This window comes from Porphyrobacter sp. AAP82, assembly GCF_000331285.1.
GTDB lineage: Bacteria > Pseudomonadota > Alphaproteobacteria > Sphingomonadales > Sphingomonadaceae > Erythrobacter.
In genome coordinates, this window is the sequence record NZ_ANFX01000037.1 from 14,928 (window position 1) to 30,199 (window position 15,272).

The 15,272-nt window shown below is 68.3% G+C and carries 17 protein-coding genes; 3 read left to right on the forward strand and 14 right to left on the reverse strand.

The genetic code is table 11. The annotated features are described in order from the left end of the window. Nucleotides 1–15 precede the first annotated feature (15 nt). From D620_RS0111890 to hisG, 7 genes are all read right to left on the reverse strand, one after another. Nucleotides 16–894 carry a cupin-like domain-containing protein gene (locus D620_RS0111890; protein ID WP_017666039.1) on the reverse strand — a complete coding sequence of 293 codons (879 nt, stop codon included), beginning with the start codon at nucleotides 892–894 and terminating at the stop codon, nucleotides 16–18. Next, a complete protein-coding gene (locus tag D620_RS0111895; RefSeq protein ID WP_017666040.1) occupies nucleotides 891–1,973 on the reverse strand; it encodes a GNAT family N-acetyltransferase in 1,083 nt (360 codons plus the stop codon). Before D620_RS0111895 ends, D620_RS0111890 begins: the two co-directional genes overlap by 4 nt. A gap of 278 nt (nucleotides 1,974–2,251) precedes the next feature. Further along, nucleotides 2,252–4,417, reverse strand: a complete 2,166-nt coding sequence (locus D620_RS0111900) for a sodium-translocating pyrophosphatase (protein ID WP_026092173.1) — start codon at nucleotides 4,415–4,417, stop codon at nucleotides 2,252–2,254. A gap of 183 nt (nucleotides 4,418–4,600) precedes the next feature. Next, on the reverse strand, nucleotides 4,601–5,431 hold the full coding sequence (gene thiL, locus D620_RS0111905; protein WP_420705280.1) for a thiamine-phosphate kinase: 831 nt from the start codon (nucleotides 5,429–5,431) through the stop codon (nucleotides 4,601–4,603). Nucleotides 5,432–5,454: 23 nt separating this feature from the next. Beyond that, on the reverse strand, nucleotides 5,455–5,922 hold the full coding sequence (nusB, locus tag D620_RS0111910) for a transcription antitermination factor NusB (protein WP_017666043.1): 468 nt from the start codon (nucleotides 5,920–5,922) through the stop codon (nucleotides 5,455–5,457). Next, nucleotides 5,919–7,217 carry a histidinol dehydrogenase gene (gene hisD, locus D620_RS0111915; protein WP_017666044.1) on the reverse strand — a complete coding sequence of 433 codons (1,299 nt, stop codon included), beginning with the start codon at nucleotides 7,215–7,217 and terminating at the stop codon, nucleotides 5,919–5,921. Before hisD ends, nusB begins: the two co-directional genes overlap by 4 nt. Then, a complete protein-coding gene (gene hisG / locus D620_RS0111920; RefSeq protein ID WP_017666045.1) occupies nucleotides 7,214–7,903 on the reverse strand; it encodes an ATP phosphoribosyltransferase in 690 nt (229 codons plus the stop codon). Before hisG ends, hisD begins: the two co-directional genes overlap by 4 nt. A gap of 45 nt (nucleotides 7,904–7,948) precedes the next feature. Here hisG and D620_RS0111925 point away from each other — a divergent pair, with 45 nt between their 5' ends. After that, nucleotides 7,949–9,037, forward strand: coding sequence for a DUF2332 family protein (locus D620_RS0111925; RefSeq protein WP_017666046.1), 1,089 nt, complete (start codon nucleotides 7,949–7,951; stop codon nucleotides 9,035–9,037). On the opposite strand, the gene D620_RS0111930 is transcribed toward D620_RS0111925, so the two are convergent. From D620_RS0111930 to D620_RS0111945, 4 genes are read right to left on the reverse strand one after another with little or no spacing between them, the layout of a single operon-like run. Continuing rightward, nucleotides 9,034–9,930: an alpha/beta fold hydrolase gene (locus D620_RS0111930; protein WP_017666047.1), complete on the reverse strand. Its 897-nt coding sequence runs from the start codon at nucleotides 9,928–9,930 to the stop codon at nucleotides 9,034–9,036. The genes D620_RS0111925 and D620_RS0111930 overlap by 4 nt on opposite strands. Then, nucleotides 9,927–10,748: an SDR family NAD(P)-dependent oxidoreductase gene (locus tag D620_RS0111935; protein ID WP_033376786.1), complete on the reverse strand. Its 822-nt coding sequence runs from the start codon at nucleotides 10,746–10,748 to the stop codon at nucleotides 9,927–9,929. Before D620_RS0111935 ends, D620_RS0111930 begins: the two co-directional genes overlap by 4 nt. Before the next feature lie 53 nt (nucleotides 10,749–10,801). After that, nucleotides 10,802–11,257, reverse strand: a complete 456-nt coding sequence (locus tag D620_RS0111940) for an NUDIX hydrolase (protein ID WP_017666049.1) — start codon at nucleotides 11,255–11,257, stop codon at nucleotides 10,802–10,804. Next, the gene (locus tag D620_RS0111945) at nucleotides 11,254–11,520 is read right to left on the reverse strand and encodes a BolA family protein (RefSeq protein ID WP_017666050.1); all 267 of its coding nucleotides are present in this window, start codon (nucleotides 11,518–11,520) and stop codon (nucleotides 11,254–11,256) included. Before D620_RS0111945 ends, D620_RS0111940 begins: the two co-directional genes overlap by 4 nt. A gap of 79 nt (nucleotides 11,521–11,599) precedes the next feature. Here D620_RS0111945 and D620_RS0111950 point away from each other — a divergent pair, with 79 nt between their 5' ends. Next, complete coding sequence (locus tag D620_RS0111950) at nucleotides 11,600–12,193, forward strand: J domain-containing protein (RefSeq protein WP_017666051.1); 594 nt, start codon at nucleotides 11,600–11,602, stop codon at nucleotides 12,191–12,193. Here the strand turns inward: D620_RS0111950 and D620_RS0111955 are convergent, their stop codons facing one another. Genes D620_RS0111955 through D620_RS0111965 form a run of 3 tightly spaced genes read right to left on the reverse strand, consistent with a single transcriptional unit; the run spans nucleotide 12,194 to nucleotide 14,129 of the window. After that, the gene (locus D620_RS0111955; protein WP_017666052.1) at nucleotides 12,194–12,634 is read right to left on the reverse strand and encodes an SRPBCC domain-containing protein; all 441 of its coding nucleotides are present in this window, start codon (nucleotides 12,632–12,634) and stop codon (nucleotides 12,194–12,196) included. Beyond that, nucleotides 12,631–13,266 (reverse strand): glutathione S-transferase family protein, encoded by a 636-nt coding sequence (locus D620_RS0111960; protein ID WP_017666053.1) that lies wholly within the window; start codon nucleotides 13,264–13,266, stop codon nucleotides 12,631–12,633. Before D620_RS0111960 ends, D620_RS0111955 begins: the two co-directional genes overlap by 4 nt. 23 nt (nucleotides 13,267–13,289) lie before the next feature. Continuing rightward, nucleotides 13,290–14,129, reverse strand: a complete 840-nt coding sequence (locus D620_RS0111965) for an oxygenase MpaB family protein (RefSeq protein WP_017666054.1) — start codon at nucleotides 14,127–14,129, stop codon at nucleotides 13,290–13,292. Between the two features lie 117 nt (nucleotides 14,130–14,246). On the opposite strand from D620_RS0111965, the gene cobS reads away from it, so the two are divergent. Then, nucleotides 14,247–15,224, forward strand: a complete 978-nt coding sequence (cobS, locus tag D620_RS0111970; protein ID WP_017666055.1) for a cobaltochelatase subunit CobS — start codon at nucleotides 14,247–14,249, stop codon at nucleotides 15,222–15,224. Nucleotides 15,225–15,272: the final 48 nt, after the last annotated feature.

Here is a 15,272-nt window from a genome sequence, read left to right on the forward strand (position 1 = left end):
CGCCATGCTGCGGGTTTACGCTCCCGTCAATCCGAGCTTGCGCATCACGCGGAAGGCATAGGCCTTGGCATAGTTCTGGTGCGGGAAGCGGCCCGGGGCCCCGGGGCTGAAGCCGCGCGAGCGCAGGATCGCGTTGAAGATGCGCGCGTCGCTTTCACGGTAGGACCATTCGCTGCGCCAGGTGATCGAGAGCGACACCGAGGGCGCGGGGCCGTTCTTCACGAAATGCGGGGCCATCACCGGCACGAACAGCGCCTCGCCCGGCGACAGCGCGAATTGGGTGCCGTGGGGGAGCATCGCATCATCCCACTTCAACTCGCGCGGCCCGCCCGAATGGTAGGTCTCGTGCGCCGTGTCGGGCACGAAGCGGGTATCGCCCGCCGGGAACTGGGTCATCACCTTGGTGCCGCGGATCTGGAGCAGGATGTTGTGTTCCGGATCGAAGTGGTAGGGGGTCACCGAATTGGGGCTGCTGACGAAGATGAACCCCTGCGGGGTCAGCATCGCGCCGGTCGCGGCTTCGATCTCGGGGCGAATTTCCTCGAGCAGGCCGAGCAGCAGATCGCGGTAGGCCGGCACCTGTTCGATGTTCTTGAGCACCGCCCAGCTTTCGGCCTCGGCGACGCGGCGGATGGTCTCGGCGATGGTCATGCCGTTCGCGCCCGGCTTGCCATCAACCCCGATCGGCAGATCGCCGCGGTTGTATTCGACGCTCGCGGGCGGGAGCTGCCCGGCCAGACCGGCCAGCGCCTCGATCTCGAGCAGGGGGTGGCTGGTGAGGCCATGCGCGAGGATGTGCGGCTGTTCGGGATAATGGCGGGCGAATTTCGCGCGCGCGGGGGCATCGAAGACGGCCGCGGGCAGGGCATCGGTGAAGCGGGCGGGGGCGTTCATGCTGGGCTCCTCGAGCGGGTTTCATAGGCCTTGAGCAGGCCGAATGCGGCGCGGCGGGCGATGCCGCCGATGGCGATGTTGACGCTCGCCATGCGCCGCGCGTCGCGCCACAGGCGTTCGATCATCGGGTGGCCCTCCACCGCGCAGCTATCGGCCCAGGCGATGCCGCCGCGTTCGAGCAGGGCGAGGTTCTCCAGTTGCAGCAGCATCCCCGGGGAAAAGCGCGCATAGGCCTCGTCGAAGGCGGTCTTGTAGCTGTAGGCTCCGGGCGCGGTGATGAAGTTTGCCAGCATCGCGATGGCGCGGCCATCGAGCCTGAGCGCGAGCCGTTCGAGCCTTCCGGCCGCCGCCGCGCCGCGCAGCGCCTCGGTGAACAGCGCGCGCGTATCGGGCGCGCTGGCGAGCGCGGAGCCGGCCTCGCCCTTCCACCCGGCCGCTTCGAGCGCGAGGAATTCGGCGGTCCACGCCTCCAAGGCCTCCTCGCCCTCGATCCGCTCGAAGGTCAGCGCCCCTTCCTCGGCGAGGCGATTGTGCTGGCGGCGCAGCTCCTTGCGCTTCTTGGCGCTCATCGCGGCTTCGAGATAGGCGGCGGCCGAGGTCTCGCCGGTCAGCATCGCTCTTGCCTCGCGCGCGGCGATGTAATGGGCGCGGCGGGTCCGCGCGAGAACGGTCTCGAGCGCGGCGAAGACCGCGCCATCGGCGGGGAGCTGGGGCAGATGCAGCAGCAGCGCGACCCCGGCGCGGCGATCGAGATGCGCGATCAGCGCCTGCCAGAAGGCGGCCTCGTGACCGCCGGCGACCAGCGGCACGCCGCAGAAGGCATTGGCATGGAGCCAGCCGGCGGCATGGGGCACGCGGTGGCCGTAATAATCGGCAGAGCGGGCGAGCGGCAGGAGCCCCGCCAGCCGCCCCTCGTGATACCAGGCGGCGACCTTGACCCCTGTGCCCCACTGGCGCAGCGAGGGGAGGAGATACCACGGTTCGAAGAACGGATTGGGCTCGGCCGCGCGCAGCGCGAGGCGTTCCCAGGCGGCAAGGGTGGCGGGGGCTGCGAGGTCGGCAAGGTTCAGCAGGCGCACGGCGCCCGGCGCTGCGGCCCCCGGCCCGCTCCGGGTTCGAAAACTGTCCGCGCGCCCCATGTCCATGATCGTTAACCCTGCCTTGCCGCGCTTCCCGGTGCGTCCCGGGAGTGAAATGCCACAAGGCGATTAAGAAAGCCTCAGCGCGGGGGGCGGCTGTCCGATGCGGGGACAGGGACGGGGGCAAAGATAAACCCCGCCGGGCGGGCGGCCCGGCGGGGTTGAGTCTTTGCGGCCCTACCGCTTTGCTACTTGAGGGCTTGAGGGCCGGGCGGGTCTTAAGCCGCCGCGTGTGCCAGCGCCGCAAGCAGCAGCAGGGCGACGATGTTGGTGATCTTGATCATCGGGTTGACCGCAGGCCCGGCGGTGTCCTTGTAGGGATCGCCGACCGTATCGCCGGTCACCGCGGCCTTGTGGGCTTCGGAGCCCTTGCCGCCGTGGTGGCCGTCCTCGATGTACTTCTTGGCGTTGTCCCACGCCCCGCCGCCGGCGGTCATCGAGAGCGCGACGAACAGCCCGCCCACGATCACGCCCAGCAGCAGCGCGCCCAGCGCCGCAAAGCCGTTGTCCTGTCCGGCGATCGCGGTGATCACGAAATAGACCACCACCGGCGCCAGCACGGGCAGCAGCGAGGGGATGATCATCTCCTTGATCGCCGCCTTGGTGACAAGGTCGACAGTGCGGGCATAGTCGGGCTTGCTGGTGCCTTCCATGATCCCCGGGTTCTCGCGGAACTGGTTGCGCACATCCAGCACCACGTCGCCCGCCGCACGGCCCACCGCGGTCATCCCCATCGCCCCGAACAGATAGGGCAGCAGCGCGCCGAGCAGCAGCCCGACGATCACGAAGGGATTTTCGAGGCTGAAGTCGACATTCGCATCCGGGAAGAAGGTGCGAAGGTCGGTGGTGTAGGCCGCGAACAGCACCAGCGCGCCGAGGCCCGCCGAGCCGATCGCATAGCCCTTGGTCACCGCCTTGGTGGTGTTGCCGACCGCGTCGAGCAGGTCGGTCTTTTCCCGCACGCTGTCATCAAGCCCCGCCATTTCGGCGATGCCCCCGGCGTTGTCGGTGACCGGGCCGTAGGCATCGAGCGCCACGACCATGCCGGCCAGCGCCAGCATCGCGGTCGCCGCATAGGCGATGCCCATGAGGCCGGCGAGGCCATAGGCGATGATGATGCCGGCAACGATCACCAGCGTCGGCAGCGCGGTTGCCTCAAGGCTGATCGCGAGGCCCTGGATCACGTTGGTGCCGTGGCCGGTTTCCGAGGCCTTGGCGATCGAACGCACCGGGCGGTACTTGGTGCCGGTGTAATACTCGGTAATCCAGATGATGAGGCCGGTGATGGCAAGGCCCAGCAGGGCGCACCAGAACAGGCTCATGCCGTTAAAGCCCGCCGTGGCCGCAGCCGCGACAACCGCCTCGCCGGTGGCCGGATCGATCTGCGCGACCACCGCTTCGGCAGCCCCGCCGAGCACCGTGTTCATGTCGCCCAGCGCATAGGTCATCACGCCGTAGATGGCGGGAATCGAGGTCAGCGCGGTGACGATGAAGCCCTTGTACATGGCCCCCATCACGTTGGTCCCGCCGCCAAGGCGCACGAAGTAGGTGCCGAGGATCGAGGTGACGATGCACACACCGCCGATCAGCAGCGGCAGCGCCATCATCGGCAGCAGCATGTCGCCCAGGTCGGTGAGCAGCAGCGCGGTCAGCACCATGGTGGCGCCGACGGTGACGACATAGGTCTCGAACAGGTCCGCGGCCATCCCGGCGCAGTCGCCCACGTTATCGCCGACGTTGTCGGCGATCACCGCGGGGTTCCGCGGGTCATCCTCGGGGATGCCGGCCTCGACCTTGCCGACAAGGTCCGCGCCGACATCGGCCGCCTTGGTGAAGATCCCGCCGCCAAGCCGGGCAAAGATCGAGATCAGCGAGGCGCCGAAGGCAAGGCCGACAAGCCCGTCGATCACCATGCGGCTCGACGGGGAAAGGCCCATCGGCCCGATCATCACCGCAAAGAACACCGCGATGGCGAGAAGGGCAAGGCCGGCCACCAGCATGCCGGTGATCGCGCCCGCCCGGAAGGCGAGGGTGAGACCCGCCTGGAGCCCCTGCGAGGCGGCCTCGGCAGTGCGCACGTTCGAACGCACCGAGATATTCATGCCGATATAGCCCGCAACGCCCGAAAGCACCGCGCCGGTGACAAAGCCGATCACCGCGGTCGTGCCGAGCGCGAAGGCGACGATCGCCGCGACGACGACGCCGACGATCGCGATGGTCGTGTATTGGCGGTTGAGGTAGGCCTGCGCGCCTTCCTGGATGGCGGCGGCGATTTCCTGCATCCGCGCATTGCCCGCGCTTGCGCCGAGCACCTGGCTGCTGGTGACGATGCCATAGACAATGGCAAGCACCCCCAGCCCAATCGAAATGAGCAATAGATTCACGAGCAATCCCCTCTCGTCTTTTTTATGGTGCCCCCCCGTGGGGGAGCCCGGCGCGCCTCGTTTGATCCCGTGGGCGCGGGGGCCACAGTCATAGGGGCTTGCCGGGGGCTGGCAAGCCTCAGGGAGAGTGCCAAGGCCGGTTTTGCGCCGGTTTCAGCGTTTTTAGGAGGCGTGCGCGCCCGCTCAGCCGTGGCGGTAGCCGAGGCTTGCCGGGTCGCCGAGGGGCTTGCTGTCGAGCAAAAGCGGTGCTGTGCCAGAGGCTTGCACTGTGCCGATCCGGTGGGCAGGGACAGGCAGGACGGCCGAGGGCGGGGCGGTGAAGAGCAGCTCGTAATCATCGCCCCAGCGCAGGCATTTTTCGAACTGCGCCGGATCGGCGACGGGGATCGCCTCGCGGTCGAGCGCGAGCGTCATCCCGCTTGCTTCGGCGATGCGGAAGGCATCGAGCAGCAGGCCATCGGAGATGTCCATCATCGCGCTGACCAGCGGCGCGAGCGCGCGGCCTTGGGCAAGGCGCGGGACGGGGCGGTCGAAGGCGGCGCGGTGGGCGGGGTCGCCTGCAAAACCGAGCATCGCGCGGCCCACGGGCCCGGTGATCCACACCCCGTCGCCCGCCCGCGCCCCGCTCCTTGCGGGAACCGGAGTGCAAGTCGCCCGCCCGATGGCCGTCAGGCCGAGGGCGCGCGGGCCGGCGGCAGCGATGGTGTCTCCGCCGAGCAGGGGAGTGGCGAAGTCGGCCAATGCCGCGCGCAGCCCTTCGAGAAACCGCGCATCATCGCGCCCCAGCATGTGCCCCATCAGCACGCCCACCGGCTCGGCGCCCTTCGCCGCAAGGTCGGAGAGGTTGGTGGCGACCAGCTTCCATGCGACGTCGGCCATGTCCGCATCGGCGCGAAAGTGCGTGCCCTCGGCCATCATGTCGTGGGTGATGACGAGGGTTTCGGAGCCGATCTCCAGCACCGCGCAATCGTCCAAAAGCCCGCGCGCGCCCGGATGGAGCGGCAGGGCGCGCAGGGCGGCGATGAAACCGGGCTCGTTCAGCCCCGCGCGTCCTTGGCCACCGCATCGAGGATGCCGTTGACGAACTTGGCCTGACGGTCGTCGAAGAAGGCCTTGGCGACCTCGACATATTCGTTGATCGCCGCGGCCGCCGGCACATCGGCGCGGGCGATCAGCTCGTAGGTGCCTGCGCGCAGCACTTGCAGCATCGCCTTGTCGAGCCGTTCGAGGCTCCATCCGGCGGCGAGCTTGCCCGCCACCAGCGCGTCGATCTCCTCGCGGCGCGCAGCGACGCCGCGCACCACGTCATCGAAGAACGGCACTTCGGCATCGGCATATTCGGCCGTGTCGAAATCCTCGTCGTCGATGGTGCGGCCGAGGCGATGCTGGTGGAATTCGTCGAGCAGCCGGGCGAGCGCGGTGCCCTCCATGTGCTGCTGGTAGAGCGCCTGGACAGCGGCGAGCCGGGCTGCGGAACGCGCTTGCGAGCGGGCGGGGTGGTTCATCGGTTTCTCAATTCAACGGATTTGGCATGGGCCGGCAGTCCCTCGGCATGGGCGAGGGTGGCGGCAGCGGGGCCTATGCGCGCGAAGGCGGCGGCATCGAGGCCGAGGAAGCTGGTGCGCTTCATGAAGTCAAGCACCGAGAGCCCGCTCGAAAAGCGCGCCCGGCGCCCCGTGGGCAGCACGTGGTTGGGCCCGGCGACATAATCGCCCACGGCCTCGGGCGTCATGCGGCCAAGGAAGATGCTCCCCGCATGGCGGATCGCGGCAAGGTAGGGCTCGGGGTCATCGACCGCGATCTCGACATGCTCGGCGGCGAGGCGGTTGGCGAGGGCGGGGGCTTCGGCGAGCAGGTCGTTGACGACGATCATAACCCCATGCGCATCCCACGATGCGCGCGCGGTCTTGCCGGTGGCAAGCTGGGTGATCTGCAAGTCGATGCAATCTTCCACCTGCCGCGCGAAGCCCGCATCGTCGGTGATGAGGATCGATTGCGAGGTCGGGTCATGCTCGGCCTGCGAGAGGAGGTCGGCGGCGATCCAGTCGGGATCGTTCCTGCCGTCGGCGATGACGAGGATTTCCGACGGGCCCGCCACCATGTCGATGCCGACCACGCCGTAAAGCTGGCGCTTGGCCTCGGCGACCCAGGCATTGCCGGGGCCGGTGATGACATCGACGGCACGGATGCGCTGCGTGCCATAGGCGAGCGCGCCCACCGCCTGCGCGCCCCCGATGCGCCAGATCTCGTCCACGCCCGCGATATGCGCGGCGGCGAGCACCATCGGGTTCGACTGACCCTTGGGCGTGGGGGTAACGACCACCAGCCGCTCGACCCCCGCGACCCGCGCGGGGATCGCATTCATCAGCAGCGATGAAGGATAGGCCGCGCGCCCGCCCGGCACATAGAGCCCCGCCGCATCGACCGCCCGCCAGATCGCGCCCAGCCTGACGCCTGCCGCATCGACATAGTCGCGGTTCGCCGGAAGCTGCGCCTCGTGATAGGCGCGGATACGCGCGGCGGCGAGTTCGAGCGCCTCGCGCAAGGTCTGGTCGAGGTCGTTATAGGCCTGCGCGCAGCGCTCGCGGGTGATCACCCAGTCGCTCTCGTCCACCAGCGCATAGCCGTCGAAGCGCTGGGTGTATTCCACCAGCGCCGCATCGCCGCGGCCCTTGACCGCCTGGAGGATGCCCGAGACCTGCCCCGCGACATCGCTGTCGGTCTCGCGCCGCGCATCGACGATCCGCGCGAACTTCGTCTCGAAATCGGGATCGAGCGTGGAGAGGAGCTTTCCAGTCATGCGGCGGCTTTCTCGGCGCGGTCCTCGGCCTCGCGGCGGAAGGCATCCACCAGCGCGGCGACGCGGCGGTCGGTCTTGAGGGCGGTGCGGTTGACGATCAGGCGCGCGGAAATCTCGAGGATCACCGCGGTCTCCACGAGGCCGTTCTCGCGCAGGGTGGTCCCGGTCGAGACGAGGTCGACGATCTGGCGGGCGAGGCCCAGCGAGGGGGCCAGCTCCATCGCGCCGTTCAGTTTGACGCATTCGGCCTGCACGCCAGCGGCCTCGAAATGGCGGCGGGTGAGGCTCGGGTATTTGGTCGCGACGCGCAGGTGGCTGATGCTGCCCGCCTCGTCGGTGTCCGACGCCATGCGCGCCACCGAAAGCCGGCATAGCCCGATGCCGAGATCGACCGGCGCGTAGAGATCGGCGTAGTCGAATTCCTCGATCACGTCCGAGCCCACGATCCCCACCTGCGCCGCACCGTGGGCGACGAAGGTCGCGACATCGAAGGCGCGCACGCGGATCAGGCGCATGTCGGGGCGGGTGGTGGCGAAGGCCAGCGCGCGGCTCTTGGGATTGTGGAAGTCCGCATCCGGCTCCACCCCGGCGCGCGCCATCACCGGCAGCGCCTCGTCGAGGATGCGCCCCTTGGGGACAGCGAAGGTGAGCTGTCCGGTATTGTCGGGAAGGCCGATGGTGGTCATGATCGCGGGCGCACTTAGGGTCGGACGGGAAAAAGGGCAATGGCAATGGCGGCGGGCGAGGCGGGAATCATGGGCCTCGAGGACTTTACCGCCGCGCTCGAATGGCAGGCCCGCCATGCCGAGGAAAACGGTGCTCCCGCCACGGCCCGCGTGATCCGCGCGCTGGCGGGAGTGCGGGCGAGCGACACCGCGACCGGACGGCGGATCGCCGGGTGGCAGGGCCTGACGCTGAAGGACGCGATGCCGCTCAGGATTGCAGGCGGCTTTCACCATCTGCTGCTGACCGGCGCCGACGCGCGGCTGGCGGCGGTCTACTCGGGCGACATCACCGATCAGGACGAGGTCGATGCGCTGGTGCTCGATCTGGCGCAAAGGTTCGATGCGCGGCTGCTGCCGTGGCTCGACGGCCCGCCGCAGACCAACGAGGCGGGGCGCTCTGCCAGCATCATGGCAGGGCTGCTGTGGCTGGCGCAGCGGGTGCGTGTCACCCGGTTCGATCTGTTCGAACTGGGCGCGAGCGCGGGGGTCAACACGATGCTGGACCGCTATTTCTTCCGATTGGGCGATACCGAGGTCGGGCCTTGCGCCTCGCCGATGCGGATCGTGCCGGAATGGAAGGGGGCCGCGCCGCCTGCGCCGCCTGCGGATTTCGCGATCACGGGTGTGAAGGGTTGCGACATCGCCCCGATCGACCTCGCCGATCCCGCGGCGGCGCTGCGGCTCAAGGCCTATGTCTGGCCCGATGCCGCCATGCGCATGGCGCGGATCGACGCCGCGATTGCGCTGGCGGCCCGGCAGCCGCCCGCTCTGGTCGCCGCCGATGCGGGCGATTTCGCCGCCGCCATGCTGGTTCGCCCCCGCGAGCCGGGCACGGCGCGGGTGATGTTCCATTCGATCATGTGGCAATACATGCCCGCCGCCACGCAAAGCGGCATCACCGCCGCCTTCGCGGCCGAGGGTGCGGCGGCGACACCCGAAACGCCGCTCGGCTGGATTGCGCTCGAGACCGATCCCGCCACCTTCCGCCACGAATTGCGCGTCCGCCTGTGGGACGGCGCAGAGCATCACGGCGAGGAGCACCTGCTCTCCCACGCCCACCCGCATGGCGCGTGGGTGGAGTGGCTGGCGGGCTAAGCCGCCAGAAACGCCTCGATCGCCGCATTCACCGCATCCGGCGCTTCCCACGGCACGAAATGCCCGCAATCGGGCACGCGCACGATGGTCAGCGGGTCGATGATCTCGTCCAGCCCGTCGAGATTTTCGGGCGGCAGGGCGAGATCGTCGAGCGCCCAGATCACGAGGCAAGGGATGGTCAGCTTGGGGAGCGCCGGGGGCGTCCAGCCTTCGGGAATGGCGAAAGGCGCATCCATCACCGGCACGTCGATGGGGCTCGCGCGGTAATAGTTGAGCATCCCGAAGGCCGCATCGCGGTTCTGCCAGTCGAGGAGCAGCTGGTCGCGTTCCTCGGGCTCCATTGCGGAGGGGCGGTCCCACTTCACTTCCTTGAGCAGCAGGCCGGTGAGCCCGTGCTCCTTGACCAGCGCGTCATTGGCCGGATCGCGAAAGCCGCGGATATACTGGCTCGCCTCGCGCTGGACGGGGTGGGTGTAGAGCAGGCGCTGGAAGATCACCGGATGCGGCGCATTGGCGATGATCGCCTTGTTCACCCGCGCATGTTGCCCGCCGAGCGCCACGCCCCAGGCAATCGCGCCGCCCCAGTCGTGCCCGACGATGGTGAAATGCGCGATCCCCAGCGTGTCGGCGAGCAGGAAGATGTCGCCGATCAGATTGGCCGGGGCATAGGCCTCGACGTTTTGCGGCTTCGAGGACCCGCGATAGCCGCGCTGGTCGGGGGCGATGCAGCGGAAGCGGCCTGCAAAATGGCGGATCTGGTGCCGCCACGTCCGGTGGCTCTCCGGGAAGCCATGCAGAAAGATCAGCACCGGCGCATCGACCGGGCCTTCGTCGACGATGTCGAGGTGGATGCCATTGGGCAGATGGACGCGTTTCAGATCAAAGCTCATCATTGCTGCTCCAGCTTGTCCATGTAGCCCTTGGCGACCATGTCTGCGACCTGATCGAACAGGGCTTCGGGCGTGCGGCGCAGCTCGCCCATCATCTTTTCGCCGCCTTCGGCAACGATGATCTCGCGCTCGCCTACCGCAATGCCATCGAGCATCTGGCGCGCGGCGACATCGGCGGGAATGCCCTCGTCGATCGCCTTGTCGCTGCGCCCGCGCTGCGTGCCGTCGGCATTGAGCGCGTTCCTCGACACATTGGTGGCGACCGAGCCGGGGTAGATGGTGTGGACACTGACGCCGTTGATCGACAGCTCGCCCCGCAATGCGTCGGCATAGCCGGCAAGGCCGAACTTGGCGGCCGAGTAGGCCGTGCGCATCGGCACCCCGACCTTGCCCGCGATCGATGAAATGAACCCCAATGCGCCCGATCCGCGCTCCGCCATGTGGCCGATCAGGCCTTGCGTGAAGGCGATCTGGGCCACGAGGTCGACCTCGATGATGTCGCGGTAGACCTGCATCGCGGTTTTCAGCGCGCGGCTGCGCTGCGAAATGCCGGCGTTGGCGAAGGCGATATCGACATGGCCCTTCCAGGCAATGGCTTTGGCTGTGGCTTGGGCCAGCGCAGCATCATCGCGCACGTCGAAGGCGATGATCAGGCTTTCGGTTCCTTTGGCGCCGCAATCCGCCGCGACCTCCTCCAGCCGCGCGGCATCGCGGCCCGACAGCACCACATGCGCGCCCCTTGCGGCCAGCTCGCGCGCCAGCGCAGCGCCGATCCCCGAGGATGCCCCGGTGATCCAAGCCACCTTGCCTGCATAGTCCATCATGTTCTCTCCCGTTTGCGCGAGAGGCTAGCGGGCGTGCGGGCCCTGCGCAATCAGGTTGCGATTGCAGACCGGATCATCGCGGCCAGTTCCACCGGATAGACCGCCTCGTGCCAGTTCTCCAGCTCGCCGAGCGTGAACCAGCGGTGCTGCGTCATCAGCGCCTGTTCGAGCGCGGTGTGGCCTTGTGTGCTGACCTGCGTGTCGGCGACGCGCACGAGGAAGAAGCGCTCGTCCGCCTGCACCGGTTCGCCTTCGACCGTGACGAACTGCGGCGTCATCCGCGCGATCTGCTCGCCCGGATCGGCGGTGATGCCGGTCTCCTCGAACAGCTCACGCCGCGCGGCATCCTCGAAGCTCTCGCCCGGATCGACCTCGCCTCCGGCCGTCACCCAGAAGGGCGGGCGGCCGGGCACATCATAGCGGAACATCAGCGCGCGGCCCTCGGGGTCGAGCACGATCAGCCGTGCGGCCGGGCGCAGGCGCAGGGCGGGATCGAGACCCGTCATGCCTCCGGCACGCTCGCCCTGATCGCCACGGCATGCACCCGCTGGCCGACGATGTCTCCCAGCGCCGCGATCACCGCGCGCTGGCGGGCGAGGCGGTTCATCGGGGCGAAGGCGGCGGCCTCGATCTCCACCGTGAAATGCGATTCGCCCGAGCCATCGTCGCCCATGTGGCCCGAATGCTTGGCGCTGTCGTTGATGATCGCGAGCCGGGTGGGCGCGAAGGCCCGGGTCAGGAGCGCATGCATTTCCTCGGCGAGGGACATCGGGTCTTTCCTTCTTTGCAAGCTTGCGCGGCGGGTTGGGTCTTGGAACTTGGGGCGGCAATCGCCATTCAGCACGCTTATGCCTTCACCACGATTCCACGGCCGCGTCGAGAGCCCCGGGCGCGCCTGCGAAGCCCCGGGCTGCCGCGAGGCGGGCGAATTCCGCGCGCCCGGGCGGCGGCCGCACAGGGCAGACGGGCCGGGCGAGTGGCGCTGGTTCTGCCTCGATCACGTGCGCGAATTCAACGCCGGATATGACTGGTTTGAAGGCATGAGCGCGGAAGAAATCCTGCGCGCGCAGTCGCCGATCGCCGGCTGGCAGACCGAAAGCCGGGTATTCCGCCCCACCGCCGGTATCGCCGATGGTCCGCGCTGGGCCGACTATGCCGACCCATTGGACGCCATCAGCGCCCGCGCCCGCGGCATCAGGTCGCGCGCCGAACGCGAGGCGAGGGCCGCGATGTCCGGGCGGTTCTCGAAGGAGGAAGCCGCCGCGCTCGAGGTGATGGGTCTCGGCTCGGACACCGACCGGACGCGCCTGCGGCGGCGCTATTCCGAACTGGTGCGCCGCTACCACCCCGACAGGAACGGCGGTGACCGCGCGCACGAGGCGCAGCTGACCGCCGTGGTCGATGCCTACCAGCTGCTCAAGAAAAGCGCCGCCTTCGCCTGATCAGCGTGCCTCGCACAGCGCTGCAAGCTGCGCGGCCGCCGCGTCCCAGCCCTGGATGAAGCCCATCGCCTCGTGCTGGTCGCGCGCTTCCTGCGACCAGTGCCGCGCGCGGGCGGTGTAGCGGGTGCCGTCACCCTCGGGCGCTACTTCCCAGATGCCGATCATGAAGGGGCCCGACGGCTGGAGATCGCTGGTGATCGCGTCGGTGACCGCGAACATCCGGCCTTCCTCCCAGGCGAGGAAGATGCCTTCCTGCGGCATCTCCTCGCCCTCGGGCCCGATCATCACCATCGCGCTGCGGCCGCCGGGGACGCGGTTCTGTGCGACCACCTCGGCGCGCCACGGGCGGGGGCACCACCATTCGTTCATGCGGTTGACCATCGCGTCCCACACCATGCCGGGCGGCGCCGCGATGAGGCGGGTGACGCTCAGTTCGTTCATTGTCCGGCCCCCTGCGCCGCCTTGATGATCGCGGCGTCGATGGCGTTCGCCTCGGCATAGGCGGGGCGCTGGGTGATGCGTTCGACATAGGCGCGGAAGGCGGGGCGTTCCGGGATCGAGCCGAACCTCAGGCCCCACACGAACTGGCTGCCGACATAGGTATCGGCCATGGTGAAGCGGCTTCCGGCGGCAAAATCATGGGCCGAAAGCCAGCTGTCGAGCGCATCGAGCGCAAGATCGAGGCTGCCGAAGCCCGCCATGCCCTGCTTGCCCTCGGGCACTTCCCAGCCCATCGCCTTGCCAACCACCGCCTGCTCCAGCGGCCCGTTGGCAAAGAACAGCCAGCGGAAATAGGCGGCCTTCTCGTGCGCGTCGGGCAGCAGGCCTTTGTCGGGATGCATTTCGGCAAGGTAGTGGTTGATCGCGGCGCATTCGGTGACGATGTGGTCGTGAGCGCCGTGGTGGTGGACGAGGGCGGGGACCTTGTTCATCGGGTTGATGGTCTTGAAGCTGTCGGGCCGGGTCGCCCAGTCAAACACGACATGCTCGTAATCCGCGCCCGCCTCGTGCAGCGCCCAGCGCGCAATCTGCCCGCGGCTCATGGCGACGGTGTAGAAGGTGAATTCGGCCATGGTTCCCTCTCCCTTTGAACCCTTCAAACCTGCCGGAACGCCCAGCGCAAGGTGCGGCCCATGCCCCATGTGGCGGCGCGTGCGGGAAGCGCGGTGAGCACCGGGCGGTGCAGGTTCAGCATCGCCGCCGCCCAGCCGGGCAGCATGGCGACGGCATCGGCGGTGATCATGGTCTGCACGGCCAGCGGCGTGCCGGGCGGGCGCTGCGAGAGCACCAGCTGTGCGACCTCGCGCGCCTCTTTCGAGGTGGCCAGATCGTGGCGCAACTCGCGGAAGATGCGGTCGGCCTCGGCGCGGGTCTCGGGCACCGGATCGGCACCCAGCATCCGGGCGATCACCGCGAACTGGCGGTAATATTCGTCCTGCTCGGCCACCGGCATCGCGGGGCGGACGTGGCGGATATAGCCTGCAAGGAAGCTTTGCGCCTCGGTGACGTGGACCCAGGCGAGGGTCCTCGGATTGGTCGCCTGATAGGGCGTCCCGTCAGGGAGCGCCCCGCCGACCCTGGCATGGATACGGTTGACCCGGTCGATGGCCCCCAGCGCCGCGTCGCGGTGGCCGAAGGTCGTGACCGCGATGAACCGCGCGGTGCGCCGCAGCCGCCCGTGCATGTCCTCGCGGAAGTTCGAATGATCGAGCACGCCTTGCAGCGCATGGGGGTGGAGCATCTGCAAGAGCAGCGCGCGCACCCCGCCGGTCATCATGCCGACGATATCGGCATGGACCTGCCGGATCGGCGTATCGCGGACGAACAGCGCCTCGTCCGAAGGCGGGGTCGGCGTCTGCCCGGCGCTCGCATCGTGAAACACCCCGCGCACCTGCGATATCAGTTTCAGGCGCAGCGATTCGACCGGATCGGGCATGAAGCGAATATAGGCGCGAACCGCAGGGGCGAAAGGCGCGCTCGTCAAATTGCGAGGCCGGACATGAAAAACCACCGCTTGCAGGCTCGGCCCATGCCGTTTAACCGTCCGCCCGCAATGACCAAGATCCCCTCCGGCGCCAGCGCCATGCCCACCCAGCCCGATACCACCGTCGATGTCCGCGAGACCTTCGGCATCGATGTCGACTGGCAGGTCCCCGCCTTCAGCACCCGCGACGAGCACGTGCCCGAGACCGACGGCGCCTATGTCTTCGATCCCGACACCACCCTGGCGATCCTTGCAGGCTTCGCGCACAACCGCCGGGTGATGGTGCAGGGCTATCACGGCACCGGCAAGTCGACCCATATCGAACAGGTCGCCGCCCGCCTCAACTGGCCGAGCATCCGCGTCAACCTCGATGCGCATATCAGCCGCATCGACCTCGTCGGGCGCGATGCGATCGTGCTGAAGGACGGGCTTCAGGTGACCGAGTTCAAGGAAGGCATCCTGCCCTGGGCGCTCCAGCACCCGGTCGCGCTGACCTTCGACGAGTATGACGCGGGCCGCCCCGACGTGATGTTCGTGATCCAGCGCGTGCTGGAATTCGATGGCCGCCTGACCCTGCTCGACCAGAACCGCGTCATCACCCCCAACCCGTTCTTCCGCCTGTTCGCGACCACCAACACCGTGGGCCTCGGCGATACCAGCGGGCTCTATCACGGGACGCAGGCGATCAACCAGGCGCAGATGGACCGTTGGAACATCGTCGTCGCGCTCAACTATCTGAAGCCCGAGGTTGAGCAGCAGATCGTCAAGTCCAAGACGCCGATGGCGGACGACAAGCTGATCGCCGACATGGTCAAGGTCGCCGAACTGACCCGGCAGGGCTTCATGAACGGCGACATCTCGACCGTGATGAGCCCGCGCACCGTCATCACTTGGGCGCAGAACGCGGCGATCTTCGGCTCGACCGGCTTTGCCTTCCGCCTCTCGTTCCTCAACAAGTGCGACGAGGCCGAGCGCACGCTGGTGGCGGAGTATTACCAGCGCGTGTTTGGCGAAGACCTGCCCGAAGGGGCGGGGAAGAAGCGCTAATCGCTCGCTTGCGCGCCAGTGTGCTAGGCTGGTAACACAGCTTTCACC